21 protein-coding genes, 1 tRNA gene and 2 rRNA genes are annotated in these 23,263 nt (G+C 54.5%); 10 read left to right on the forward strand and 14 right to left on the reverse strand.

The window, feature by feature from the left end:
* The 3 genes from rrf (PGQ95_RS24240) to rrf (PGQ95_RS24250) all read left to right on the forward strand — a co-directional run.
* Positions 1-86, forward strand: a 5S ribosomal RNA gene (gene rrf, locus PGQ95_RS24240); the annotation flags it as partial.
* A gap of 14 nt (positions 87-100) precedes the next feature.
* A tRNA-Thr gene (locus PGQ95_RS24245) sits at positions 101-176 on the forward strand.
* 37 nt (positions 177-213) lie between these two features.
* Positions 214-329, forward strand: a 5S ribosomal RNA gene (rrf, locus tag PGQ95_RS24250).
* Between the two features lie 417 nt (positions 330-746).
* On the opposite strand, the gene PGQ95_RS24255 is transcribed toward rrf (PGQ95_RS24250), so the two are convergent.
* From PGQ95_RS24255 to PGQ95_RS24265, 3 genes are all read right to left on the reverse strand, one after another.
* Positions 747-968, reverse strand: coding sequence for a hypothetical protein (locus PGQ95_RS24255; protein WP_430919638.1), 222 nt, complete (start codon positions 966-968; stop codon positions 747-749).
* A gap of 276 nt (positions 969-1,244) precedes the next feature.
* Positions 1,245-4,355 (reverse strand): efflux RND transporter permease subunit, encoded by a 3,111-nt coding sequence (locus PGQ95_RS24260; RefSeq protein WP_087859146.1) that lies wholly within the window; start codon positions 4,353-4,355, stop codon positions 1,245-1,247.
* 13 nt (positions 4,356-4,368) lie between these two features.
* Positions 4,369-5,508: an efflux RND transporter periplasmic adaptor subunit gene (locus PGQ95_RS24265; protein WP_113375052.1), complete on the reverse strand. Its 1,140-nt coding sequence runs from the start codon at positions 5,506-5,508 to the stop codon at positions 4,369-4,371.
* Positions 5,509-5,864: 356 nt separating this feature from the next.
* Here PGQ95_RS24265 and envR point away from each other — a divergent pair, with 356 nt between their 5' ends.
* Positions 5,865-6,521, forward strand: a complete 657-nt coding sequence (gene envR / locus PGQ95_RS24270; protein WP_113375051.1) for an acrEF/envCD operon transcriptional regulator — start codon at positions 5,865-5,867, stop codon at positions 6,519-6,521.
* Between the two features lie 85 nt (positions 6,522-6,606).
* Here envR and fis read toward each other — a convergent pair whose 3' ends face one another.
* The 11 genes from fis to PGQ95_RS24325 all read right to left on the reverse strand — a co-directional run bounded on the left by fis (position 6,607) and on the right by PGQ95_RS24325 (position 16,121).
* Positions 6,607-6,903: a DNA-binding transcriptional regulator Fis gene (fis, locus tag PGQ95_RS24275; protein WP_000462905.1), complete on the reverse strand. Its 297-nt coding sequence runs from the start codon at positions 6,901-6,903 to the stop codon at positions 6,607-6,609.
* Positions 6,904-6,927: 24 nt separating this feature from the next.
* The gene (gene dusB, locus PGQ95_RS24280; protein ID WP_015369451.1) at positions 6,928-7,893 is read right to left on the reverse strand and encodes a tRNA dihydrouridine synthase DusB; all 966 of its coding nucleotides are present in this window, start codon (positions 7,891-7,893) and stop codon (positions 6,928-6,930) included.
* A 358-nt stretch (positions 7,894-8,251) separates the two neighbouring features.
* Positions 8,252-9,133 carry a 50S ribosomal protein L11 methyltransferase gene (gene prmA, locus PGQ95_RS24285; RefSeq protein ID WP_087859164.1) on the reverse strand — a complete coding sequence of 294 codons (882 nt, stop codon included), beginning with the start codon at positions 9,131-9,133 and terminating at the stop codon, positions 8,252-8,254.
* Between the two features lie 11 nt (positions 9,134-9,144).
* Positions 9,145-10,596, reverse strand: a complete 1,452-nt coding sequence (gene panF, locus PGQ95_RS24290) for a sodium/pantothenate symporter (RefSeq protein ID WP_087859165.1) — start codon at positions 10,594-10,596, stop codon at positions 9,145-9,147.
* Entirely contained in the window at positions 10,586-10,828 is a 243-nt protein-coding gene (locus PGQ95_RS24295; RefSeq protein ID WP_087859166.1) for a DUF997 family protein, read from the reverse strand. The genes panF and PGQ95_RS24295 overlap by 11 nt, the downstream gene beginning before the upstream one ends.
* 110 nt (positions 10,829-10,938) lie before the next feature.
* Complete coding sequence (gene accC / locus PGQ95_RS24300) at positions 10,939-12,288, reverse strand: acetyl-CoA carboxylase biotin carboxylase subunit (RefSeq protein WP_015369455.1); 1,350 nt, start codon at positions 12,286-12,288, stop codon at positions 10,939-10,941.
* Between the two features lie 10 nt (positions 12,289-12,298).
* Positions 12,299-12,760: an acetyl-CoA carboxylase biotin carboxyl carrier protein gene (gene accB, locus PGQ95_RS24305; RefSeq protein WP_015369456.1), complete on the reverse strand. Its 462-nt coding sequence runs from the start codon at positions 12,758-12,760 to the stop codon at positions 12,299-12,301.
* 22 nt (positions 12,761-12,782) lie between these two features.
* The gene (aroQ, locus tag PGQ95_RS24310; protein WP_015369457.1) at positions 12,783-13,235 is read right to left on the reverse strand and encodes a type II 3-dehydroquinate dehydratase; all 453 of its coding nucleotides are present in this window, start codon (positions 13,233-13,235) and stop codon (positions 12,783-12,785) included.
* A gap of 233 nt (positions 13,236-13,468) precedes the next feature.
* Complete coding sequence (gene msrQ / locus PGQ95_RS24315) at positions 13,469-14,068, reverse strand: protein-methionine-sulfoxide reductase heme-binding subunit MsrQ (RefSeq protein ID WP_087859167.1); 600 nt, start codon at positions 14,066-14,068, stop codon at positions 13,469-13,471.
* Positions 14,068-15,069 (reverse strand): protein-methionine-sulfoxide reductase catalytic subunit MsrP, encoded by a 1,002-nt coding sequence (msrP, locus tag PGQ95_RS24320; RefSeq protein WP_213795024.1) that lies wholly within the window; start codon positions 15,067-15,069, stop codon positions 14,068-14,070. Before msrP ends, msrQ begins: the two co-directional genes overlap by 1 nt.
* Before the next feature lie 77 nt (positions 15,070-15,146).
* Complete coding sequence (locus PGQ95_RS24325) at positions 15,147-16,121, reverse strand: MDR family oxidoreductase (protein ID WP_271032939.1); 975 nt, start codon at positions 16,119-16,121, stop codon at positions 15,147-15,149.
* A 214-nt stretch (positions 16,122-16,335) separates the two neighbouring features.
* Here PGQ95_RS24325 and csrD point away from each other — a divergent pair, with 214 nt between their 5' ends.
* The 6 genes from csrD (at position 16,336) to rng (ending at position 23,239) form a co-directional block, all read left to right on the forward strand.
* A complete protein-coding gene (csrD, locus tag PGQ95_RS24330; protein WP_015369461.1) occupies positions 16,336-18,276 on the forward strand; it encodes an RNase E specificity factor CsrD in 1,941 nt (646 codons plus the stop codon).
* Between the two features lie 300 nt (positions 18,277-18,576).
* Positions 18,577-19,620: a rod shape-determining protein MreB gene (gene mreB / locus PGQ95_RS24335; protein ID WP_002918653.1), complete on the forward strand. Its 1,044-nt coding sequence runs from the start codon at positions 18,577-18,579 to the stop codon at positions 19,618-19,620.
* A gap of 70 nt (positions 19,621-19,690) precedes the next feature.
* Positions 19,691-20,689 carry a rod shape-determining protein MreC gene (gene mreC, locus PGQ95_RS24340; RefSeq protein WP_015369462.1) on the forward strand — a complete coding sequence of 333 codons (999 nt, stop codon included), beginning with the start codon at positions 19,691-19,693 and terminating at the stop codon, positions 20,687-20,689.
* Entirely contained in the window at positions 20,689-21,177 is a 489-nt protein-coding gene (gene mreD, locus PGQ95_RS24345; RefSeq protein ID WP_015369463.1) for a rod shape-determining protein MreD, read from the forward strand. The genes mreC and mreD overlap by 1 nt, the downstream gene beginning before the upstream one ends.
* Before the next feature lie 8 nt (positions 21,178-21,185).
* Positions 21,186-21,767 carry a Maf family protein gene (locus tag PGQ95_RS24350; RefSeq protein WP_087859171.1) on the forward strand — a complete coding sequence of 194 codons (582 nt, stop codon included), beginning with the start codon at positions 21,186-21,188 and terminating at the stop codon, positions 21,765-21,767.
* A 2-nt stretch (positions 21,768-21,769) separates the two neighbouring features.
* Positions 21,770-23,239 (forward strand): ribonuclease G, encoded by a 1,470-nt coding sequence (gene rng / locus PGQ95_RS24355; protein ID WP_015369465.1) that lies wholly within the window; start codon positions 21,770-21,772, stop codon positions 23,237-23,239.
* Positions 23,240-23,263: the final 24 nt, after the last annotated feature.

Genomic DNA, 23,263 nt, shown 5'->3' on the forward strand with positions numbered 1-23,263 from the left:
GACCCCATGCCGAACTCAGAAGTGAAACGCCGTAGCGCCGATGGTAGTGTGGGGTCTCCCCATGTGAGAGTAGGGAACTGCCAGGCATCAAATTTAGCGTGCTGATATGGCTCAGTTGGTAGAGCGCACCCTTGGTAAGGGTGAGGTCCCCAGTTCGACTCTGGGTATCAGCACCACTTTTTAGGTTAAAGTTCGGCACTTGTAAAGAATTTGCCTGGCGACGAGAGCGCGGTGGTCCCACCTGACCCCATGCCGAACTCAGAAGTGAAACGCCGTAGCGCCGATGGTAGTGTGGGGTCTCCCCATGTGAGAGTAGGGAATTGCCAGGCATCAAATAAAACAAAAGGCTCAGTCGAAAGACTGGGCCTTTTGTTTTATCTGTTGTTTGTCGATGAGCGCTCTCCGGAGTAGGGACAAATCCGCCGGGAGCGGATTTGAACGTTGCGCAGCAACGGCCCGGAGGGTGGCGGGCAGGACGCCCGCCATAAACTGCCAGGCATCAAACAAGAAGAACCCCGTACCGGAAGGTGCAGGTTTTTTTGCTGTGTGGCGTCTATCTCCCCGGTGGCGCTGCGCTTACCGGGGCTACAAAAATCGTAGCCCGAGAAAGGCGCCTCGCGCCGCCCCCGGGGAAAGCGACCATATCAATATAAATGAAAGGCCCAGTCGTGTGACTGGGCCTTTTGCCTTTCTGGGGAATAAGCCGACAGGGATACCTTCCGGCTGAGCATTATGGCGAGGAATCGTTAACGAGTAAGCGCCACGATACCTAACGTGAGACCGGCAACCACTGCGGCACCACCGGCGATCGCGCCAGCTGTTTCCCAGTTATCCTGTGTTGTGCCTTTTACACAGGTGTTGGTATGCACCAGTCGGCCCTGCGAGTCATAGACAGGCACGCACGGGGAATCATGGGCACAGCCAGCAAGCAACGTTGCTAACAATGTCACTAATATTAATTTTTTCATGGTATTACCTCTAAATAACCGTTTGCTGTCAACGATGTCAACACATAACGGAATAGCTTATTTTACCATCGCAATGACCCAGGCCTGGAAGGGGAAATAATCTCAAATTATGAGCAGTGTAAATATCGTGAAGAGAAATGAGAAATAATGAAGAAAATATGCAGAGGGGGATATTTCAAGGCGTTAGTCGAAGATAAAAAATTAATATTTCTACTAACTTGTTGTTCTGATAGAAATAAAAAAGGCGCCGCGTGGCGCCTTGATAATTATATTCGATTATTCTGCGTGGCGGGTAAAGCGACGCCTTACGACCACAAAGAACACCGGCACGAAGAAGATGGCCAGCAGCGTTGCGGTAAGCATACCGCCCATCACACCGGTACCTACAGCGTTTTGCGCGCCGCTACCAGCTCCATGGCTAATCACTAATGGCATGACCCCGAGAATAAAGGCTAATGAAGTCATTAATATAGGGCGCAGACGCATACGGGATGCTTCCAGGGTCGCCTCAATAATGCCTTTGCCTTCTTTATCCATAAGATCTTTAGCGAACTCGACAATAAGAATAGCGTTCTTCGCAGATAAACCAATAGTGGTTAACAGGCCGACCTGGAAATAAACGTCATTATTCAATCCTCTAAGCGAAGCTGCTAATAATGCGCCGATAACCCCTAATGGCACAACCAGCATAACTGAGAATGGAATAGACCAGCTTTCATAGAGTGCAGCCAGGCAGAGGAAGACGACTATCAGCGAAATAGCATATAGCGCTGGCGCCTGGTTGCCTGAGAGACGCTCCTGATAGGACATGCCGGTCCAGTCATAGCCAATACCCGTAGGTAGTTTACTGGCCAGTTGCTCCATCAGCGCCATCGCTTCCCCGGTACTCTTGCCCGGAGCCGCCTCACCGAGGATCTCCATCGAAGGCAGGCCGTTGTAACGCTCAAGGCGCGGAGAACCATATACCCAACGTGAGGTGACGAATGCAGAGAACGGTACCATTTCACCGTTAGAACTGCGGACATACATATTATTGATATCACCCGGCAGCATACGGAAGCTGGCATCGGCTTGAACGTAGACCTTTTTCACGCGGCCGCGGTCGATAAAGTCATTCACATAGTAGCCGCCAAGCGCTGCCGAGATCGTTTCGTTAATGTCGGATAGTGAAACGCCCAGCGCCTGCGCTTTCTCTTGATCGACGTCGAGTTTAAACTGCGGCGTATCCTCAAGGCCATTAGGGCGAACACGTACCAGTTGAGCCGGATGTTGTTTTACCATCCCCAGAAGCTGGTTTCGGGCCTGGGTCAACTGTGTGTGTCCTAAACCGCCCTGGTCAATCAGTTCGAAGTCGAAACCAGTCGCGGTACCTAATTCGATGATGGCCGGCATGTTGAACGGGAAGACCATCGCATCTTTAATCTGGCCAAAGGCGGCAGTGGCGCGTTTGATAATGGCTTCGACACCGTTTTCCGTACCGCTGCGTGCTTCCCACGGTTTCAGGCTAACGAAGGCCATACCGGAGTTTTGGCCCTGTCCGCTGAAGCTAAAGCCGTTAACGGTGAACACGCTTTCAACGTTAGCTTTCTCTTTCTGCAGATAGTAGTCAGTGACGGAATCAAGCACCTTCTGCGTACGCTCCTGGGTGGCGCCTGCGGGCAGTTGGATCATGGTCAGGAACACGCCCTGGTCTTCATCAGGTAAGAATGATGTCGGCAGGCGGACAAACAGTACGGCCATGCCGATAACAATCAGCAGATAGATAACCAGATAGCGCCCGGTGCCGCGCAGGATCCCGCTTACGCTGTTGGTGTAGTGGTTAACGCTTTGGTCAAACCTGGCGTTAAACCAGCCGAAGAACCCCTTTTTGCCATGATGGTCTGCGGATGCTGGCTTTAACATGGTTGCGCACAGCGCCGGGGTCAGTACCAGCGCGACCAGTACAGACAGCGCCATCGCGGAAACGATAGTGATGGAGAACTGACGATAAATCGCCCCGGTTGAGCCGCCAAAGAAGGCCATCGGGACGAATACCGCCGAGAGCACCATGGCGATACCAACCAGCGCCCCCTGGATCTGCTCCATTGATTTCTCGGTGGCTTCAACGGGGGAAAGCTTCTCCTCAACCATCACGCGCTCGACGTTCTCCACCACCACGATGGCATCGTCGACCAGTAGCCCTATCGCCAGCACCATGCCGAACATGGTTAGCGTGTTGATGGAGTAGCCGAACATCGCCAGTACCGCAAAGGTGCCCAACAAAACCACCGGCACGGCAATCGTCGGGATAAGCGTTGCACGGATGTTCTGCAGGAATAGATACATCACGAGGAAGACGAGGATAATGGCTTCAAACAGCGTTTTAACCACTTCGTGAATGGAGATTTTAACGAACGGCGTGGTGTCGTAGGGGTAAACAACTTTCATCCCTTGCGGGAAGAAGGGCTGCAGCTCGGCAAGTTTCGCTTTAATCGCCGTAGCGGTATCTAACGCATTGGCGCCGGTCGCCAGTTTAATCCCCAAGCCAGAGGCGGGTTTGCCGTTAATACGGGCGACAACGTTATAGTTCTCGCCGCCCAGTTCAATACGCGCGACATCCTTCAGGCGAACCACGGAACCATCGGCGTTAACCCGCAGGGTGACTTTACCGAACTCCTCCGGATCTTTCAGGCGAGTCTGGGCAATGATCGAGGCGTTGAGCTGTTGACCTTTAACCGATGGCGTACCGCCAAGCTGCCCGGCGGCAATCTGATCGTTTTGCACCTTCAGTTGGTTGATAACATCGACCGGCGTGAGGTTATATTTATTCAGCAAGTTGCCGTCAAGCCAGATACGCATGGCATATTGCGCGCCGAACAATTGCACATCGCCCACGCCGTTAAGGCGGCTAATAGGGTCCTTGATGTTAGAGGCAACGTAGTCGGAAATATCATCCTGGGTAGTGTTTGGGTTATCAGAGATAAAACCGGCAACCAGCAGGAAGCTGCTGCTGGATTTCTCAACGCTAATACCTTGCTGTTGTACTTCCTGCGGCAGTAGCGGCGTCGCCAGCTGCAGTTTGTTCTGTACCTGTACCTGCGCGATATCCGGATCGGTGCCGGATTCGAAAGTGAGCGTGATGGTCACGCTACCGGATGAATCACTGGTAGAGGACATGTACATCAGATTATCGATACCATTCATATTCTGTTCGATAACCTGGGTAACGGTATCCTGCACGGTTTGCGCATCCGCGCCAGGATAGGTTGCCGAGATGGCTACCGCGGGCGGCGCGATCGTGGGATATTGCGCGATAGGAAGCTGCATGATGGCAAGGCCACCGGCAATCATCATGATGATTGCCAGCACCCACGCAAACACCGGTCGATGAATAAAGAACTTAGACATAGCGATTCATACCTTATTGTGCGGCAGGGGCAGCGGTATCTTCCGTCGTCTTCACGGTGATGCCCGGGCGAACCTTCTGTAATCCACTGACGATGACTTTGTCGCCGTTTTGCAGACCGCCGGTGATTAACCATTTATCGCCGATCGCCTGTGCGGCGGTGACTTCACGGTTTTCTACCTGGTTCTGCGCATTGACGATCATCACCGTGGCATCGCCGCGTGGCGTGCGGGTAACACCCTGCTGCGGTACCAGAATCGCCTGCGGATTGACGCCTTCATCGATACGGGCGCGGACAAACATGCCCGGCAGTAGAGTGTGTTGCGGATTAGGGAATACCGCGCGTAGGGTGATGGACCCGGTGCTTTCATCGACGGTCACGTCAGAAAATTGCAGCGATCCCTTCAGGGAATAGGGTTGGCCATTTTCCATAATCAGCTGCACACTTTTACTGTCATCACCGCGCTGCAGGCTTTCCTGTTTCAGGCGCATAAAATCGTTGCTGGACTCGGTTACGTCGACATAGATCGGATCGAGCTGCTGCACCGTCGCCATGGCGTCCGCCTGGCCGTTGGTCACCAGCGCGCCTTCGGTCACGGTGGATTTACCAATCCGCCCGTCGATGGGCGAAGTCACTTTGGTGTACGCCAGGTTGATACGGGCGCTTTCGACCGCGGCTTTAGCCGCCACGACGTCGGCATCGGCCTGACGCGCGGTCGCGACGGCCTGATCGTATTCCTGCTGACTGATATACTGAGTTCCAAGCAGAGGGACATAGCGTTTCACCGTCAGATGGGCGATAGCCGCCGCGGCTTCGGCTTTCGCCTCGTCGCCTTTGGCGCTATTCCAGGCCGCCTGATAGGTGGCAGGGTCGATTTGATAGAGCGATTCACCGGCCTTGATATCGCTGCCCTCGACAAAGTTGCGTTTCAGGATAATGCCGCTGACCTGGGGGCGAACTTCAGCGACGCGAAAAGCAGAAGTTCGCCCCGGTAGTTCGGTAGTCACAGAAAGCGGTTCGCTGTGCACCACATGCACGCTAACCTGAGGCGCTTGTGGCTGTGCCTGTTGATCGCCTGAATTATCACAACCGGTAAGCAACAAGGCGGAGATAATTAAGCTGGATAAAAGAGAAACTCTGGCATGACTCGTCATTGCTGTTCCTTATAGATTACGGGCCGGATAGGGCGGCGAATCTGCGAAGAAATAATGAATATTAAAGCGGTTCGTTATCCTACAAATAAACACCGGTGGATGTAAGAAATAGTTATTTTTGAGCAATGAACAAGGCACGCAAAAACAAAAAACAGGCAGTTGGTTTAGTTCGCTTCTCTTTAATATTTCTCCCGTGAATGTGTTTTGTATTTATATTTGTCGTGTGTATTATATTTCCTCGCAATTAAATATTCGCATCTGCATTTTTGCTAAATAATATTTTCTTTGGAATGCTAAATTGACAGATGTATCAGTCAATTCTGTATTCACCGTTAGGTTGCGAGTGGGAAAAGGTTATGGCCAGAAAAACCAAAGAGGACGCATTAAGAACGCGTCAACTCCTGATTGAGTCCGCTATTCAGCAGTTCGCACAGCGCGGCGTCACCAATACCACTCTCACTGATATCGCCGACGCCGCTGGCGTCACGCGTGGGGCGGTGTACTGGCATTTTTCCAGCAAGGCTGAATTGTTTAATGAGATGTGGCAGCAGCAACCGCCGCTCAGAGAGTTACTGCCTCATCAGCAGTGGGAACTGGATAACCAAAATCCGTTAACCGGGTTACGTAAAAAATTTATTACCGGATTGCAATATATCGCTGAGAATCCCCGGCAGCAGGCACTATTACAGATTCTTTATCATAAATGTGAGTTCGCCAGCGATATGTTACCGGAAACGGAAATTCGCAAGCGAATTGGCTTTAATTACGCGATAGTCCGTGACGTACTACAATGCTGTGTCAGAAACAGACTATTACCAGCGGAAACAAATATCGAAATTACGTTGATTATATTACACGGGGCTTTTACAGGAATTATTAAAAACTGGTTAATGGATCCTGAACAATTCAATCTCTATCAGCAGGCGCCCGTGTTGGTAGACAATATTATGTCGGCGTTATCGTTGCAGCAACCTGACCACAGCGGGTGGCCGATGGCTGCCGTGGGGCAGTAATTCAGTATAAAAACTCAGGCCATAAAAAAAGGCGCTTCCCCATGCCGAAGAGCGCCTTTTTAATCCAGCAATTCACTGATTAATATCAGTTCATGCCGTATTTTTTCAGTTTCTTACGCAGAGTACCGCGGTTGATACCCATCATCAGGGCAGCGCGGGTCTGATTACCACGGGTGTATTGCATCACCATGTCCAACAGTGGCTGTTCAACTTCAGCCAATACCAGCTCATACAGATCATTAACATCCTGACCATTCAGTTGAGCAAAATAGTTCTTCAGTGCCTGTTTAACCGAGTCACGCAGGGGCTTTTGAGTTACCTGATCCTGAGAGTTAACGGTAGAAACGGTCAGTACGTCAGAATTTACGCGTTGTTCGAACATAGTTCTGTCAGCTCTTTATTTCTATTACGCAAAATTTTCGAAGTATGCCTCCAACGCCTCCAGCTGTTCGCTGGCATCCTCAATGGCGTTGAATGTGCGCCGAAACTGGTCATTTGGAGCATGCTCCTGGAGATACCAGGAGACGTGTTTACGCGCGATTCGGTACCCTTTTGCCTGACCGTAAAAGTCATGCAGTTCCCGAACGTGCGCGCAAAGCAAGCGCTTAACCTCTGCCAACGGCAGGGGGGGCAGCAACTCCCCAGTGTCCAGATAATGCTGGATTTCCCGAAAGATCCAGGGTCTTCCCTGAGCCGCACGGCCTATCATGAGAGCGTCAGCCCCCGTGTAGTCGAGCACGGCTCTGGCTTTAAGCGGGTCAGTAATGTCGCCATTCGCGATAATCGGAATGGAAACTTTCTGCTTAACTGCCCGAATACTGTCGTATTCAGCTTCTCCGTTAAACAAGCAGGCGCGAGTGCGTCCGTGAATAGTCAGAGCCTGAATGCCACATTCTTCAGCCAGTTGGGCAATCTCTACACAGTTACGGTGTTCCGGTTCCCAACCGGTGCGAATCTTGAGAGTCACCGGAACGTCCACTGCCTTGACGACCGCGGTCAGGATTGACTTCACCTGATCGGGATACTGCAAGAGGGCTGAACCAGCGAGCTTACGATTCACCTTTTTAGCCGGGCACCCCATATTGATATCAATAATCTGGGCGCCGCTTTCCACGTTAATACGGGCGGCCGCGGCCATCTCTTCCGGTACGCTACCGGCGATTTGCACGGTACGAATACCGGGCTCATCAATGTGCACCATCCGTAACCGGGACTTGTCGCTCTCCCATACCTGCGGGTTGGAGGACATCATCTCGGAGACGGTTAAACCTGCTCCCATCTCGTAACACAGCGTCCTGAATGGTCTGTCAGTGATGCCAGCCATAGGTGCTGCGATCAGGCGATTTCTGAGCTGGTGGTGTCCGATGCGCATGAGTTAAGAAATGACCATACTGTGACTGCAAGGCGGCGTATATTACGCATTTTTTGCGCGAGATGAAAGGCCAAACTTTGACCAATCCTCTGTTACAGATCAATGAATCCAGGAGTAACGTAATAGCCGTGAATAAATTACCATATTAATCATTACGTTATTAACAACGGGATAATTTGTGTCCAATTATAAAATCACAAAACTTCTCGATTTTTCTGAGATGAAGGCGATACGAGACGGGATAAAACGCTGTTTTTGTAGCCAAAAAAGGGCATCGTAATGCGATCCGGCTCTCATTTCCTGGCAATATTCGACGGTTACTGGAAACAAAAATGCGGCCCGTAGGCCGCAGTCTCACTTAATTTTTCCGGCCGGTAATCCGGCACCACTCCTCTTTCTCCACCACCGGGTCAAGGGTGAAGAGCGGAGCGTAGGCTTCGCAGACGCTTTCCGCCTGGCTTGCCAGGATTCCGGAAAGGCCCAGCAGGCCGCCTGTAACCGGCAGCACGCTGATTAACGGGGCCAGCTCACGCAATGGGCCCGCCAGGATGTTTGCGACCACCACATCGGCTTTCATGGCTTCTGGCTGATCCTGCGGCAGATAAAGTTCAAGACGTTCGGAGACGCCGTTGCGCTGGGCATTATCACGACTGGCCTGAATGGCCTGCGGATCGATATCAATACCGATAGCTTTGGCGGCGCCGAGCTTCAGCGCGGCGATGGCCAGGATGCCGGAACCGCAGCCAAAATCGATAACCGTTTTGCCCTGCAGATCGAGGCCGTCAAGCCACTGCAGACACATCGCGGTCGTCGGGTGAGTGCCGGTACCAAAGGCCAGTCCAGGATCAAGCATCACGTTGACCGCATTCTCATCAGGAACATCGCGCCAGCTCGGGCAAATCCACAGTCGTTCGCCAAAACGCATCGGGTGGAAGTTATCCATCCACTCACGTTCCCAGTCTTTATCTTCCAGTTGCTCAATTTTATGCGCGAAGCCGGCGCCGAGCAGCGGATGCTGCTCAAGGATAGCAACCGCTTCGTTCATGTCGCTTTCCGCATCGAACAGGCCGATAACGTCGGTATCTCCCCATAAACGGGTTTCACCCGGCAGCGGCTCGAACACCGGCGTGTCGTGGGTGTCCTGGAAGGTAATCGAGACCGCGCCGGCCTCCATCAGCGCGTCGCTCAGTTCTTCCGCGTGAGCGCCGGTCGTATTCAGTTTTAGTTGGATCCAAGGCATGGCAAAACTCTTTATTTATCAGTAGTCATAATAGGGGCTGGCGGTACGGGCTGGCCGAAACGGTTCCCGACGACAAAAGCCAACAAACTTAGCAGCAGCGAGGGCACGATAGGATGGAAGCCCAGGTACTGAATATTAAACGTCGCGAGCACGGCATACAGCACACCCCCGACTAACATCGCGCTGAGCGCGCCGGCAGCATTTGCCCGCTCCCAGTAAAGGCCCAATACCAGCGGCCATAAGAACACCGCTTCCAGGCCGCCAAAGGCCAGCAGATTAAGCCAGATAATCATTTCCGGCGGCCGCCAGGCGGCCAGCATCATGAGTATGCCCAGCACTAAAGTGGCGATCGTTGAGATCCGCTTCAGCTTCTGCTCATTACGCTTTTTCGTCGGCTGAGCGCTGAGCCATAGATCTTTAATGATCGTAGCCGATGCCTGCAGTAAATGGGCGTTAACGTTAGACATAATCGCGGCCATCGGCGCCGCTAAAAACAGCCCAGCGGCCCACGGCGGCAGCACCTGAACCATTAACGTCGGGATCACCTGATCGGGCACGGTGAGGCCCGGCAGGACGGCGCGGCCAAGAGCGCCGGCGAGATGCATACCGAACATCAGTATCGCTACTACGATAGTGCCAATAACGATCCCGCGGTGTACGGCCTTGCTGTCTTTATAAGAGATACAGCGTACGGCGGTATGCGGCAAGCCGATGACGCCGAAACAGACCAGCACCCAGAACGAGGTCATAAAGGTTGGCGTGAGGATATCATCCGCGCCGTGGGGCGATACCAGCTGCGGATCGATTTGCTGGAGCGTGTCTACCGCCTGATGCAGGCCGCCGGCGGCATGGACGACGCCAACCAGCAGGACGATCGTTCCGATCAACATCACCATCCCCTGCATCGTATCGTTGAGTACGCTGGCGCGGAAGCCGCCGAACGCGGTATAGAGCGCGATCGTGATGCCAAATATCAGTAGTCCGGTTTCGTACTTGATCCCGGCGGCGGTTTCCAGCAGGCGCGCGCCGCCGATAAACTGCACCGCGATGGCCCCAACAAAGGCCACCAGCAGACTGACGCTGGCAATCCATACCACCGCGCGGCTTTGGTAGCGCGCCTGCAACATATCGTTAAGGGTAATGGCGTTGTAGCGGCGCGCCAGGATCGCGAACTTCTTGCCGAGGATCCCGAGAGAAAGCCAGATCGTCGGTACCTGGATCATCGCCAGCAGTACCCAGCCCAGCCCATATTTGTACGCGGCGCCGGGGCCGCCGATAAACGAGCTGGCGCTAATATAGGTAGCGGTGAGGGTCATGGCTAATACAAAACCGCCCATCGATCGGCTGCCGAGGAAGTACTCGCTAAGGAAGTTCCCGGTACTGCGTTTACGCATCGCGTAAAGAGACAGCCCGAAGACCACAAACAGATAAGCGATCAGCACCACGATAATCTCAAGCTGCATCGTTATCCTCCAGAGAGATATCACGGAAGATAAAGCGCACCATCGCCCAGCACAGCAGGATGAACAGCAGCGGCACCAGCAGGCAGGCCAGTTCGAACCAGTGCGGCAGGCCGGTAAAGCCGATACCGACGCCCGGTAAATAGGCCGCAGCCAGCCAGGCGGCAAGATAGAGAAGGGTCAGCCACAGCGCCCAGCGCGCTTCTTTATGGGCCTGAACAAATCTTTTGTCCATTTTTTGTCCCTTGAGGATGAAGAAAGCGGGGATTGTACCGCATGGAAAAGTCGAGGGGAGAGAAAAAGAAAAAAGGCCGGATTATCCGGCCTTTTGCAGCGAGTACAGGATTATTTTTCCTGCAGTCCGAGTTTTTTCTCCAGATAGTGGATATTGGTGCCACCATGCTGGAAGTTCTCGTCGCTCATAATGCGCATCTGCAGCTCTACGTTGGTTTTGATGCCATCGATGATCAGTTCCTGCAGCGCATTCTTCATGCGGGCAATCGCCACATCACGGCTTTCGCCGTAGCAGATCAGTTTGCCGATCATTGAGTCATAGTACGGCGGTACGGTGTAACCGGCGTAGATATGAGACTCCCAGCGCACGCCAAAACCGCCCGGCGCGTGGAAGCGGGTAATTTTACCCGGGCTCGGCAGGAAGGTGTTCGGGTCTTCGGCGTTGATACGGCATTCTACCGCATGGCCGCGAACCTGCACTTCTTCTTGCTTGATAGACAGCGGCTGACCCGCCGCGATGCGCAGCTGTTCTTTGATCAGGTCAACGCCGGTGATCATTTCGGTAACCGGGTGTTCTACCTGGATACGGGTGTTCATCTCAATGAAGTAGAACTCGCCGTTTTCGAACAGGAACTCAAAAGTACCCGCTCCGCGGTAGCCGATATCCACACAGGCTTTCGCGCAACGTTCGCCGATGTAGCGACGCAGTTCCGGGGTAATGCCCGGCGCCGGCGCTTCTTCGACGACTTTCTGGTGACGACGCTGCATGGAGCAGTCGCGTTCCGCCAGATAGATAGCGTTGCCCTGGCCGTCCGCCAGCACCTGAATCTCGATGTGACGAGGATTTTCCAGGTACTTCTCCATATAGACCATGTCGTTGTTGAAAGCCGCTTTCGCTTCCGCTTTGGTCATGGAGATGGATTGCGCCAGTTCAGCGTCGCTGCGCACGACGCGCATGCCGCGACCGCCGCCGCCGCCGGAGGCTTTGATGATAACCGGATAGCCGATACGTTTGGCATGCGCGCGGTTAGCGTCCATGTCGTCGCCCAGCGGGCCATCAGAACCTGGAACAGTCGGGACGCCAGCTTTCTTCATCGCGGTGATAGCGGACACTTTGTCGCCCATCAGGCGGATGGTGTCGGCTTTCGGGCCGATGAAGATGAAACCGGAACGTTCAACCTGCTCGGCAAAGTTAGCGTTCTCGGAGAGGAAACCGTAACCCGGGTGAATCGCTACCGCGCCGGTGATTTCCGCCGCACTGATGATAGCCGGGATGTTCAGATAGCTTTTTACGGACGGAGCCGGGCCGATGCAGACCGTCTCATCCGCTAATAATACGTGTTTTAAATCGCGATCCGCGGTGGAGTGCACAGCAACGGTCTTGATGCCCAGTTCTTTACAGGCACGCAGGATGCGCAGTGCGATCTCGCCACGGTTAGCGATGACAATTTTATCCAGCATGTTCGCCTCGTTACTCGATGACAACCAGCGGCTCGTCGAATTCTACAGGTTGGCCGCTTTCGATCAGAATGGCTTTAACCACGCCGGCTTTGTCGGCTTCGATCTGGTTCATCATTTTCATCGCTTCTACGATGCACAGGGTGTCGCCCACGTTAACTTTCTGACCGACTTCCACAAAGGCTTTCGCGTCCGGGCTCGGGGTGCGGTAGAAAGTACCGACCATCGGGGAACGTACGATGTGACCACTGATTTCCGCTTTCGCTTCAGCGGCAGGTGCTGCTGCCGGCGCTGCGGCGGCTGGCGCCTGAGGCTGGGCGATTGGCGCAGCATAGGCTTGCTGCATTACCGGATAGCTAGCAGCAGGCGCTGCACGGCTGATGCGTACAGACTCTTCGCCTTCAGAAATTTCCAGTTCGGAGATGCCTGATTCTTCAACCAGCTCGATCAGTTTTTTAATCTTACGAATATCCATGAGTGGGTTCCGTACTCTTTGTTTAGTGTGTTTGTGACAGGCGTTTGACCGCCGTCTGTAAAGCGTATGAATAGCCGTCCGCACCTAATCCGCAGATTACGCCCGAGGCGACATCAGACAGATACGAGTGGTGACGGAACGGCTCGCGCGCATGCACGTTGCTCAGGTGGATCTCGATAAACGGGATACTCACGGCAAGCAGCGCGTCGCGGATGGCCACGCTGGTATGCGTAAACGCGGCCGGATTGATCAGGATATAGTCCACAGAGTCTTTAGCCTGATGAATTCGGTCGATGAGCGCGAACTCCGCATTGGATTGCAGGTGGTCGAGCGTCACGTTTAGCGCTTCCGCTTCTGCGGTTAAACGGTTAACAATTTCTGCCAGCGTTAGCGAACCGTACTTCTCGGGTTCACGGCTGCCGAGCATATTAAGGTTTGGTCCGTTCAAAAGCAAAATGCGAAACTTGTCAGCCATTGTGCAGCTATCTCCTGCTAACCTCGGGTAAAAAACAAAATATACCTTCGATACGCGCTTGTCACCTTTTCAGGGTTCGAAAACCCCTTCAGGAAAACCAAAGTCGCACATTATAACGATTTCGTAGCAATTGGCAGCTAAATACTGGTCTTATCAGGGAAGATTATCAACCGCTATCGTAAAAAGAGTCGCGGTTGATAAACGTTCTGCGGGGAACTGCACATATCCGGAGATTAGCGCCACCACTGGCGAAACTTCTTGTAGCGGCTGGCTAAAAGTACTATTGCCAGTCCGGCATAAATCAGCGGCTGCGGCGATAAAATCTTCACCGACCACAGATAATGAATAGGGGCGAGGATCGCCACCAGATAGACGAAGTTGTGCAATGTTTGCCAACGTCGGCCTAATTTTCGTTGCATGTACTGGGTTGACGTCGCCGCCAGCGCCAGTAAAACCAGCCAACTGATTAAACCAAGCGTGAGATACGGACGGTTGATTATCTCGGAACCGAGCAGCGCCAGATTGTTAATGCCTAGCTCCAGCAACGTATAACTGGTGAGGTGCAACGTGGCCCAGGCAAAGCACCATAACCCTAATAACCGGCGGGTGCGTATCAATAATGGCTGTTTAGCGTAACGCGCCAGCGGCGTAATAAGCAAGGTGGCAAGCAAAAACTTCAGCGCCATCCGTCCGGTAAAATGCTGGATATCCTTTGCCGGATCGGCGCTGAAATAGCCCTGATGTCCGGCCCAGAACAGCCAGACCAGCGGTAAAAAACCGGCTAAATGCAGCACAACTTTCAGCCAGCCTATCTGTTTAACGCTCAGGCGCACTAGAAATTCTCCCGTAAGTTAAGCCCTCGATACAGCGACGCGACTTCCTCGGCATAGCCATTAAACAGCAACGTCGGCTGGCGTTTTACATCGAGTACGCCACCGGCGCCGATAAACCGCTCGCTGGCCTGCGACCAGCGCGGATGATCGACGTGCGGGTTCACATTGGCATAGAAACCGTATTCATCCGGCGCCGCCAGATTCCAGGTGGTCGGCGGCCGCTCGCGGGTTAATTCAATGCTTACGATAGATTTAATCCCTTTAAATCCATACTTCCACGGCACGGTCAGGCGGATGGGCGCGCCGTTTTGCGGCGGCAGCGCTTTCCCATAGACGCCAACGCTCATCAGCGTGAGCGGGTGCATCGCTTCATCAAGGCGCAACCCTTCGACATAGGGATAGGCCAGGCCGCCGCCGATGAAGCGATCTTTTTGTCCCGGCATTTGTTCCGGCGCATACAGCGTTTTGAAAGCGACGTAGCGGGCGTTGCTGGTGGGCTCCACCAGCGCGAGCAGTTTATGCAGCGGGAAGCCGACCCACGGCACGACCATCGACCAGGCCTCTACGCAGCGCATACGATAAATACGCTCTTCCAGCGGAAAACGATGGGTCAGGTCGTCGTGATCGAGCGTCAGGGGTTTGGCGACTTCGCCGCCGATGGTAAGCGTCCAGGGGTCAGTGCGCAGGCTGCCTGCGTTAGCGGCCGGATCGGCTTTATCGAGGCCGAATTCATAAAAGTTATTGTAGCCGGCGACTTTATCTTCCGGGGTGAGGGCGAGCTTATTTTGCCATGCTGCGGGTTTATCGAAGGTCAGCGCCTTTCCGGCGGGCGCCGGCGGGCGGTCATGGCCTTTAAACCAATCGAGCAGGTCGGCGTGGGCCTTCGTTGAGAGCGACATCGCCGTCGCGCCGATACCGAGCATTTTCAGCACCTGGCGGCGCTGCAGGTTAAATACCGATTCCGCCGTTACGTCGGCTTCCGTCAGTTTTCTGGTTTTCATGGCGTCCTCCGTCATACTTTTTTCTAAGCATGACGGAGGCGGAGCGCGATCGCGAATATGTCACGAAAAATTGCAGATTAGCCGATTTTGACCAGCGTACGTCCCTGGATCTGGTTGTTCATGATTTTGTCGGCAAAGGCCGGGGCATCCGCCAGACTGATTTCGGTCGCGCTTTGCGCGTAAAAAGACTCCGGCAGATCGCGCACCAGCCGGCGCCAGGCTTCTGCGCGGCGCGCAGGCGGAGTCATTACCGAATCGACGCCCTGCAGGCGTACATTGCGCAGGATAAACGGCATCACGGTGGTCGGCAGCGCGAAACCGCCCGCCAGGCCGCAGGCCGCGACGCAGCCGCCGTAATTCATCTGCGCCAGCACCTTAGCCAGCACGTTATCGCCGACGGTATCGATAGCGCCCGCCCAGATTTGTTTTTCCAGCGGACGGCTCTCAGCGAACTCGTCGCGGCCCAGAATACGCTGCGCGCCGAGGCTTCTCAGATAGTCATGGGTACTTTCGCGACCGGACACCGCCGCCACCTGATAACCCAGGTGATGCAGCAGAGCGACTGCTGTGCTGCCGACGCCGCCGCTGGCGCCTGTTACGACGATCTCGCCATCCTGCGGTCGCACCCCGGCGTCTTCCAGCGCCATCACGCATAGCATGGCGGTAAAGCCTGCGGTACCGATGGCCATCGCTTTGCGTCCGTCGAGACCTTCAGGCATGGCCACCAGCCATTCGCCTTTGACACGGGCGCGCTCGGCCAGGCCGCCCCAATGGTTTTCTCCCACGCCCCAACCGGTGAGTAACACCTGTTGGCCAACGTGAAAACGCGGATCTTCGCTGGCATGGACGGTACCGGCAAAATCGATACCAGGAATCATCGGAAAGTTGCGGATAATTTTTCCTTTGCCGGTAATGGCCAGGGCATCTTTATAATTGAGGCTCGACCAGTGAATATCGACAGTCACATCGCCTGGCGGCAGCAGGTTGGCATCGATGTTTTGCACCGAGGAAAGGGTTTTGCCATCCTGCTGTTCTAAGATTAAAGCCTGCATATGTGGTTCCTCGCGGTTTGAAGATTGGAAAAATTATTCTGCAGACTATACTCGCTAACGGCATTATTACGTGGATGTAACGCAATAAATTGCCAGATACGCCAGCTTTGGTAGTATGCGTCGCTTCAGAAAGTTAGTACTTACTTAAGTAAAAGTCTTAAAAGGGGCCCGAATGCCCATCGGGTAGTTATTCACACGCGGAGTTAACACAGGGATGCGATTAACGACGAAATTCTCAGCATTTGTTACGCTGCTCACCAGCCTGACGATTTTTGTCACGCTTATCGGCGCGTCGCTGAGCTTTTACAACGGCATTCAGATTAAAGTTGAGAATCGCGTGCAGGCGGTGGCGACGATGTTGGATAGCCGCCTGGTGACCACCTCTTTTGAGAAGCTCGAACCGCAAATGGACGAGCTGCTCACGCCGGTAGAAGTCGAACATATTGATTTTCTGCTCAACGGCAAATCGCTTTACAGCCATACCCGCGGCGACAGTTACCGTCCGCTGGGCAGTAACAACCAGTATCGTGAAATGACGGTACCCTCGCTCAAACATCCCGGAATTTCGATTCGTCTGGTCTACATGGACCCGATGGTCAATTACTTCCGTTCGCTTCACGTCACCGCGCCGCTCTCCTTCGCCATCGGCTTCATGGTGTTGATTATCTTCTTTTCGATTCGCTGGATCCGCCGTCAGCTGGCGGGGCAAGAACTACTGGAGCTGCGCGCGCGGCGCATTCTCAGCGGCGAGCGCGGGCCGCAGGTGCGCGGTTCGGTTCATGAATGGCCGGCCAGTACCAGCAGCGCGCTGGATATGCTGCTCTCGGAACTGCAGTTTGCCAGCGATCAGCGCAGCCGCATGGATACCCTGATTCGCTCCTACGCCGCCCAGGATTCTAAAACCGGCCTTAATAACCGCCTGTTCTTTGATAATCAACTGGCGACGCTGCTGGACGATCAGGAAAAGGTGGGGGCGCACGGTATCGTGATGATGATTCGCCTGCCGGAGTTTGATCTGCTGCGCGATAACTGGGGACGGGCGGCGGCGGAAGAACATTACTTCACGCTAATTAATTTGCTGTCTACTTTTATTATGCGCTATCCCGGCTCGCTACTGGCGCGCTATCACCGTAGCGACTTCGCCGTCTTATTGCCGCATCGCACTTTAAAAGAGGCTGATAGTATTGCCGGGCAGTTGCTGAAGGCGATGGATGCGCTGCCGTCAACGCGGGTGCTGGATAAAGACGACACGATGCATATCGGCATCTGCGCGTTCCGCAGCGGCCAGTCCACCTCTCAGGTGATGGAACATGCTGAAGCCGCCACCCGCAACGCCGTGCTGCAGGGAAGTAATAGCTGGGCGGTTTACGATGATTCGCTGCCGGAGAAGGGGCGTGGCAACGTGCGCTGGCGAACGCTTATCGAGCAGATGCTCAGCCGCGGCGGCCCGCGCTTGTATCAGAAACCGGCGGTCATGCGCGATGGGCGGGTACATCACCGCGAGCTCATGTGCCGCATCTATGACGGTAAAGAAGAGGTGATTGCCGCCGAGTATATGCCGATGGTGCAGCAGTTCGGCTTAGCGGAAGAGTACGATCGCCTACAGATTACGCGTTTGCTGCCGTTATTAAGTTATTGGCCGGATCAAACGCTGGCGCTACAGGTGACCGTGGAGTCGCTGATTCGCCCGCGTTTCCAGCGCTGGCTGCGCGATACCATGATGCAGTGCGAAAAATCGCAACGTCGGCGGATTATTTTTGAACTTGCAGAGGCGGATGTTTGTCAATATATCGGCCGTTTACACCCGGTAATGCGGTTGATAAACGCGCTGGGCATTCGCGTCGCCGTGGTTCAGGCCGGGTTGACGCTGGTTGGCACCAGTTGGATCAAGCAGCTGGACGTAGAAGTGATCAAGCTGCATCAAGGGCTATCGCGCAATATTGAAAAACGCAGCGAGAACCAGTTACTGGTTCAAAGTCTGGTGGAGGCCTGTAAAGGGATGCCGGTACAGGTTTTTGCGACGGGAGTCCGCAGTCGCAGCGAGTGGCAGGTGCTGTCGCAATGCGGCGTGACCGGCGGTCAGGGGGAATTTTTTGCCGCCTCACAGCCACTTGACACAAATGTGAAAAAATATTCGCAAAGATACTCTGTTTGATCTGCCGTTTGGCGTGATTTCACGTAGAATAACGCGCGCCATAGTAAAGGGGGTGTGCTTGTCTACCCGCCGGAATGTCGCAACTTACGCAAGACTGACCTTTGACAGGTACAAACAGAGCACGGAGCGCAGCTGATTTATTCAGCGCCGAAGGGACTTCGTAAATGTTTGTAACAAAGGAAATGAACTGCACTAATTTTCACCGTAGCAGATGATTTTTGCGCCTTGTCGCTGCTGCGTGTGGTTGGTAAAGTAAGCGGATTTTGTTTTCCGCCCCAGCTTTCAGGATTATCCCTTAGTATGTTAAAAAAATTTCGTGGCATGTTTTCCAATGACCTGTCCATTGACCTGGGTACCGCGAATACCCTTATTTATGTAAAAGGACAAGGCATCGTATTGAATGAGCCTTCCGTTGTGGCCATTCGTCAGGATCGTGCCGGTTCGCCGAAAAGCGTTGCCGCTGTAGGTCATGAAGCGAAGCAGATGCTGGGCCGTACGCCGGGCAATATCGCGGCGATTCGCCCGATGAAAGACGGCGTTATCGCCGACTTCTTCGTGACTGAAAAGATGCTGCAACACTTTATTAAACAGGTGCATAGCAACAGCTTTATGCGTCCGAGCCCACGCGTGCTGGTGTGCGTGCCGGTTGGCGCGACCCAGGTTGAGCGTCGTGCTATCCGCGAATCCGCGCAGGGCGCTGGCGCTCGTGAAGTCTTCCTGATCGAAGAGCCGATGGCGGCCGCGATCGGCGCAGGCTTGCCGGTTTCTGAAGCGACCGGTTCTATGGTTGTTGATATCGGCGGCGGTACTACCGAAGTCGCAGTTATCTCCCTGAACGGCGTGGTCTACTCTTCTTCCGTACGTATCGGCGGCGACCGTTTCGACGAAGCCGTGATCAATTACGTGCGCCGTAACTACGGTTCCCTGATCGGCGAAGCAACCGCTGAGCGTATCAAACACGAAATCGGTTCCGCTTACCCGGGTGATGAAGTACGCGAAATCGAAGTGCGCGGCCGTAACCTGGCTGAAGGCGTTCCACGCGGCTTCACCCTCAATTCCAACGAAATCCTCGAAGCGCTGCAGGAGCCGCTGACCGGCATCGTCAGCGCCGTTATGGTCGCGCTGGAACAGTGCCCGCCGGAGCTGGCATCCGATATCTCCGAGCGCGGTATGGTCCTGACCGGCGGCGGCGCGCTGCTGCGTAACCTTGACCGTCTGTTAATGGAAGAGACAGGGATCCCTGTCGTAGTTGCAGAAGATCCACTGACCTGCGTCGCTCGTGGCGGCGGTAAGGCGCTGGAAATGATCGATATGCACGGCGGCGACTTGTTCAGCGAAGAGTAGTCAGCCTGAAGGTCTGGGGCAGCTTAAGGGCTGCCTCTGGTCTTTACTGACACGAGAATACGCATAGCCTATGAAGCCAATTTTTAGCCGTGGCCCGTCGCTACAGATTCGCCTTATTCTGGCGGTTTTGGTGGCGCTTGGCGTCATTATCGCCGACAGCCGCCTGGGTACGTTCAGCCAGATTCGAACGTACATGGATACAGCCGTCAGTCCTTTCTACTTTATCTCAAATGGTCCCCGGGAACTGCTCGACAGCGTATCGCAATCGCTGGCGACCCGCGATCAGCTCGAACTCGAAAACCGCGCGCTGCGTCAGGAACTGCTGTTGAAAAACAGCGATCTGCTGATGCTGGGTCAATACAAACAAGAAAACGCCCGTCTACGTGAGCTGTTAGGCTCGCCGCTGCGTCAGGATGAGCAGAAGATGGTGACCCAGGTTATCTCGACGGTTAACGATCCCTACAGCGATCAGGTCGTTATCGACAAGGGCAGCGTCAATGGCGTTTATGAAGGCCAACCGGTCATTAGCGACAAGGGCGTTGTCGGCCAGGTGGTGGCGGTAGCGAAAATGACCAGCCGCGTGCTGCTCATTTGCGATGCGACCCATGCCTTGCCGATCCAGGTGCTGCGTAACGATATCCGCGTCATTGCTGCCGGTAACGGCTGCACTGATGATTTACAGCTTGAACATCTGCCGGCGAATACTGATATTCGCGTCGGCGATGTGCTGGTGACCTCCGGGCTCGGCGGACGCTTCCCGGAAGGGTATCCGGTTGGGGTAGTCTCCTCGGTACGTCTGGATACTCAGCGTGCATACACGGTGATCCAGGCCCGTCCGACCGCCGGACTGCAGCGTTTGCGCTATCTGCTGCTGCTGTGGGGCGCCGATCGCAACGGCGCTAACCCGATGACTCCGGAAGAGGTGCACCGCGTTGCCAATGAGCGCCTGATGCAAATGATGCCGCAGGTGCTGCCTGCGCCTGATGCGATGGGGCCGCAGATGCCGGCGCCGGCGACAGGCCTGACGCCGCCGCCGTCCGCGCAACCTCTGCCAGCAGGGGGGCAATAGTGGCAAGTTATCGTAGCCAGGGACGCTGGGTTATCTGGCTCTCGTTTCTTATTGCGCTATTGCTGCAGATTATGCCCTGGCCGCAGGACATCACCGTCTTCCGGCCAAACTGGGTGTTGTTGATTCTGTTGTACTGGATCCTCGCGCTGCCGCACCGGGTTAACGTCGGTACCGGATTTGTGATGGGGGCGATTCTCGACCTCATCAGCGGTTCGACCCTCGGCGTACGCGCGCTGTCGTTAAGTATTGTTGCCTATCTGGTCGCTTTAAAATATCAGCTGTTCCGTAATCTGGCGCTCTGGCAACAGGCGCTGGTGGTCATGCTGTTGTCTCTTGCCGTTGATATCATTGTTTTCTGGGCAGAGTTTTTAGTGATCAACGTCTCTTTCCGTCCGGAAGTGTTCTGGAGTAGTGTAGTAAACGGTGTGCTCTGGCCGTGGCTATTCCTGCTAATGCGTAAAGTGCGTCAGCAATTTGCGGTTCAATAAAGGTTGATATGACAACTCTGTATCTGGCTTCTGGTTCCCCGCGTCGGCAGGAACTGTTAACTCAGCTTGGTCTCTCTTTCGAACGCCTGGTTCCGGGTATTGAGGAACGGCGCGACCCGCAGGAGAGCGCTGCGCATTACGTTGCGCGTCTGGCGCGTGAAAAAGCGCTGGCTGGCGTTGCTATGGCGCCGCGCGATCTGCCGGTGTTGGGGGCGGATACGATTGTCATTCTTAACGGCGAAGTGCTGGAAAAGCCGCGCGACGCCGGGCACGCCGCAGAAATGCTTCGCATGCTTTCCGGAAAAACCCACCAGGTGATGACCGCGGTGGCGTTGGCGGATAAGCAGCAAACGCTGGATTGCCTGGTGGTGACGGAAGTGACCTTCCGTCTGCTCTCCGAGCAGGATATCGCTACCTACGTAGCCAGCGGCGAACCTTTAGATAAAGCAGGCGCATACGGTATTCAAGGGTTGGGTGGTTGTTTTGTCAGGAAGATAAATGGCAGCTATCACGCCGTAGTCGGCTTACCGCTGGTGGAAACGTATGAGTTGCTGAGTAACTTTAACTCACTGCGTGAAGAAAAGGGATAAAGATGACGGCTGAATTATTAGTTAACGTAACGCCATCCGAGACGCGCGTCGCGTATATCGATGGCGGGATCCTGCAGGAAATTCATATTGAGAGAGAAGCGCGGCGCGGAATCGTAGGCAATATCTACAAAGGTCGTGTCAGTCGTGTGTTGCCTGGAATGCAGGCGGCTTTTGTAGATATTGGCCTGGATAAGGCCGCCTTCCTGCATGCTTCCGATATCATGCCGCACACCGAGTGCGTGGCGGGTGAAGAGCAAAAGCAGTTTACCGTTCGCGATATTTCCGAACTAGTGCGTCAGGGCCAGGACCTGATGGTGCAGGTGGTGAAAGACCCGCTGGGTACCAAAGGCGCGCGTCTGACCACCGACATCACCATACCTTCCCGCTATTTAGTGTTTATGCCGGGCGCTTCGCACGTCGGCGTATCGCAGAGAATTGAAAGCGAGGCCGAGCGCGAACGTCTGAAAAGCGTGGTCACCGAATATTGCGACGAGCAGGGCGGGTTTATTATTCGCACCGCGGCGGAAGGCGTGCATGAGCAAGAGATGGCGGCGGATGCGGCCTACCTCAAGCGCGTCTGGACCAAAGTGATGGAACGCAAAAAGCGTAACCAGACCCGCTATCAGATGTACGGCGAGCTGGCGCTGGCCCAGCGCGTGCTGCGCGATTTCGCCGATGCTCAGCTTGACCGCATTCGCGTGGATTCGCGCCTGACCTACGAGGCGCTGCTGGAGTTCACCGCGGAATACATCCCGGAAATGACCAGCAAGCTGGAACATTACAGCGGCCGCCAGCCGATTTTCGATCTCTTTGACGTTGAGAACGAAATCCAGCGCGCGCTGGAGCGTAAAGTCGAGCTGAAGTCAGGCGGCTATCTGATCATCGATCAGACCGAAGCGATGACCACCATCGATATCAATACCGGGGCGTTTGTTGGCCACCGCAATCTCGACGACACTATCTTCAATACCAATATTGAAGCCACGCAGGCTATCGCGCGCCAGCTGCGCTTGCGTAACCTGGGCGGCATTATCATCATTGATTTTATCGATATGAATAATGAAGATCATCGTCGTCGGGTACTGCATTCCCTGGAGCAGGCGCTGAGTAAAGACCGGGTGAAAACCAGCATTAACGGCTTCTCGCAGCTGGGGCTGGTCGAGATGACCCGTAAACGCACCCGCGAAAGCGTGGAACATGTGCTGTGTAACGAGTGTCCTACCTGTCATGGGCGCGGTACGGTAAAGTCGGTCGAAACGGTCTGTTATGAGATCATGCGCGAAATAGTCCGCGTGCATCATGCGTATGACTCAGACCGCTTCCTGGTCTATGCTTCACCTGCCGTCGCGGAAGCTCTGAAAGGGGAAGAGTCCCACGCGCTGGCGGAAGTTGAAATCTTTGTCGGCAAGCAGGTCAAAGTACAAATTGAGCCGCTCTATAATCAAGAGCAGTTCGATGTGGTAATGATGTAATCATTCAGCCTGTCGCTCCCGATG

Source organism: Klebsiella sp. 141240 (assembly GCF_050600805.1).
GTDB classification, from domain to species: domain Bacteria; phylum Pseudomonadota; class Gammaproteobacteria; order Enterobacterales; family Enterobacteriaceae; genus Klebsiella; species Klebsiella aerogenes.

What these genes read in the sequence shown, in the direction of transcription:
- PGQ95_RS24255 (WP_430919638.1), bottom strand. Translation starts at nt 968, where the DNA reads ATGAAAAAATTAATATTAGTGACATTGTTAGCAACGTTGCTTGCTGGC.
- PGQ95_RS24260 (WP_087859146.1), bottom strand. Translation starts at nt 4,355, where the DNA reads ATGTCTAAGTTCTTTATTCATCGACCGGTGTTTGCGTGGGTGCTGGCA.
- PGQ95_RS24265 (WP_113375052.1), bottom strand. Translation starts at nt 5,508, where the DNA reads ATGACGAGTCATGCCAGAGTTTCTCTTTTATCCAGCTTAATTATCTCC.
- envR (WP_113375051.1), top strand. Translation starts at nt 5,865, where the DNA reads ATGGCCAGAAAAACCAAAGAGGACGCATTAAGAACGCGTCAACTCCTG.
- fis (WP_000462905.1), bottom strand. Translation starts at nt 6,903, where the DNA reads ATGTTCGAACAACGCGTAAATTCTGACGTACTGACCGTTTCTACCGTT.
- dusB (WP_015369451.1), bottom strand. Translation starts at nt 7,893, where the DNA reads ATGCGCATCGGACACCACCAGCTCAGAAATCGCCTGATCGCAGCACCT.
- prmA (WP_087859164.1), bottom strand. Translation starts at nt 9,133, where the DNA reads ATGCCTTGGATCCAACTAAAACTGAATACGACCGGCGCTCACGCGGAA.
- panF (WP_087859165.1), bottom strand. Translation starts at nt 10,596, where the DNA reads ATGCAGCTTGAGATTATCGTGGTGCTGATCGCTTATCTGTTTGTGGTC.
- PGQ95_RS24295 (WP_087859166.1), bottom strand. Translation starts at nt 10,828, where the DNA reads ATGGACAAAAGATTTGTTCAGGCCCATAAAGAAGCGCGCTGGGCGCTG.
- accC (WP_015369455.1), bottom strand. Translation starts at nt 12,288, where the DNA reads ATGCTGGATAAAATTGTCATCGCTAACCGTGGCGAGATCGCACTGCGC.
- accB (WP_015369456.1), bottom strand. Translation starts at nt 12,760, where the DNA reads ATGGATATTCGTAAGATTAAAAAACTGATCGAGCTGGTTGAAGAATCA.
- aroQ (WP_015369457.1), bottom strand. Translation starts at nt 13,235, where the DNA reads ATGGCTGACAAGTTTCGCATTTTGCTTTTGAACGGACCAAACCTTAAT.
- msrP (WP_213795024.1), bottom strand. Translation starts at nt 15,069, where the DNA reads ATGAAAACCAGAAAACTGACGGAAGCCGACGTAACGGCGGAATCGGTA.
- PGQ95_RS24325 (WP_271032939.1), bottom strand. Translation starts at nt 16,121, where the DNA reads ATGCAGGCTTTAATCTTAGAACAGCAGGATGGCAAAACCCTTTCCTCG.
- csrD (WP_015369461.1), top strand. Translation starts at nt 16,336, where the DNA reads ATGCGATTAACGACGAAATTCTCAGCATTTGTTACGCTGCTCACCAGC.
- mreB (WP_002918653.1), top strand. Translation starts at nt 18,577, where the DNA reads ATGTTAAAAAAATTTCGTGGCATGTTTTCCAATGACCTGTCCATTGAC.
- mreC (WP_015369462.1), top strand. Translation starts at nt 19,691, where the DNA reads ATGAAGCCAATTTTTAGCCGTGGCCCGTCGCTACAGATTCGCCTTATT.
- PGQ95_RS24350 (WP_087859171.1), top strand. Translation starts at nt 21,186, where the DNA reads ATGACAACTCTGTATCTGGCTTCTGGTTCCCCGCGTCGGCAGGAACTG.
- rng (WP_015369465.1), top strand. Translation starts at nt 21,770, where the DNA reads ATGACGGCTGAATTATTAGTTAACGTAACGCCATCCGAGACGCGCGTC.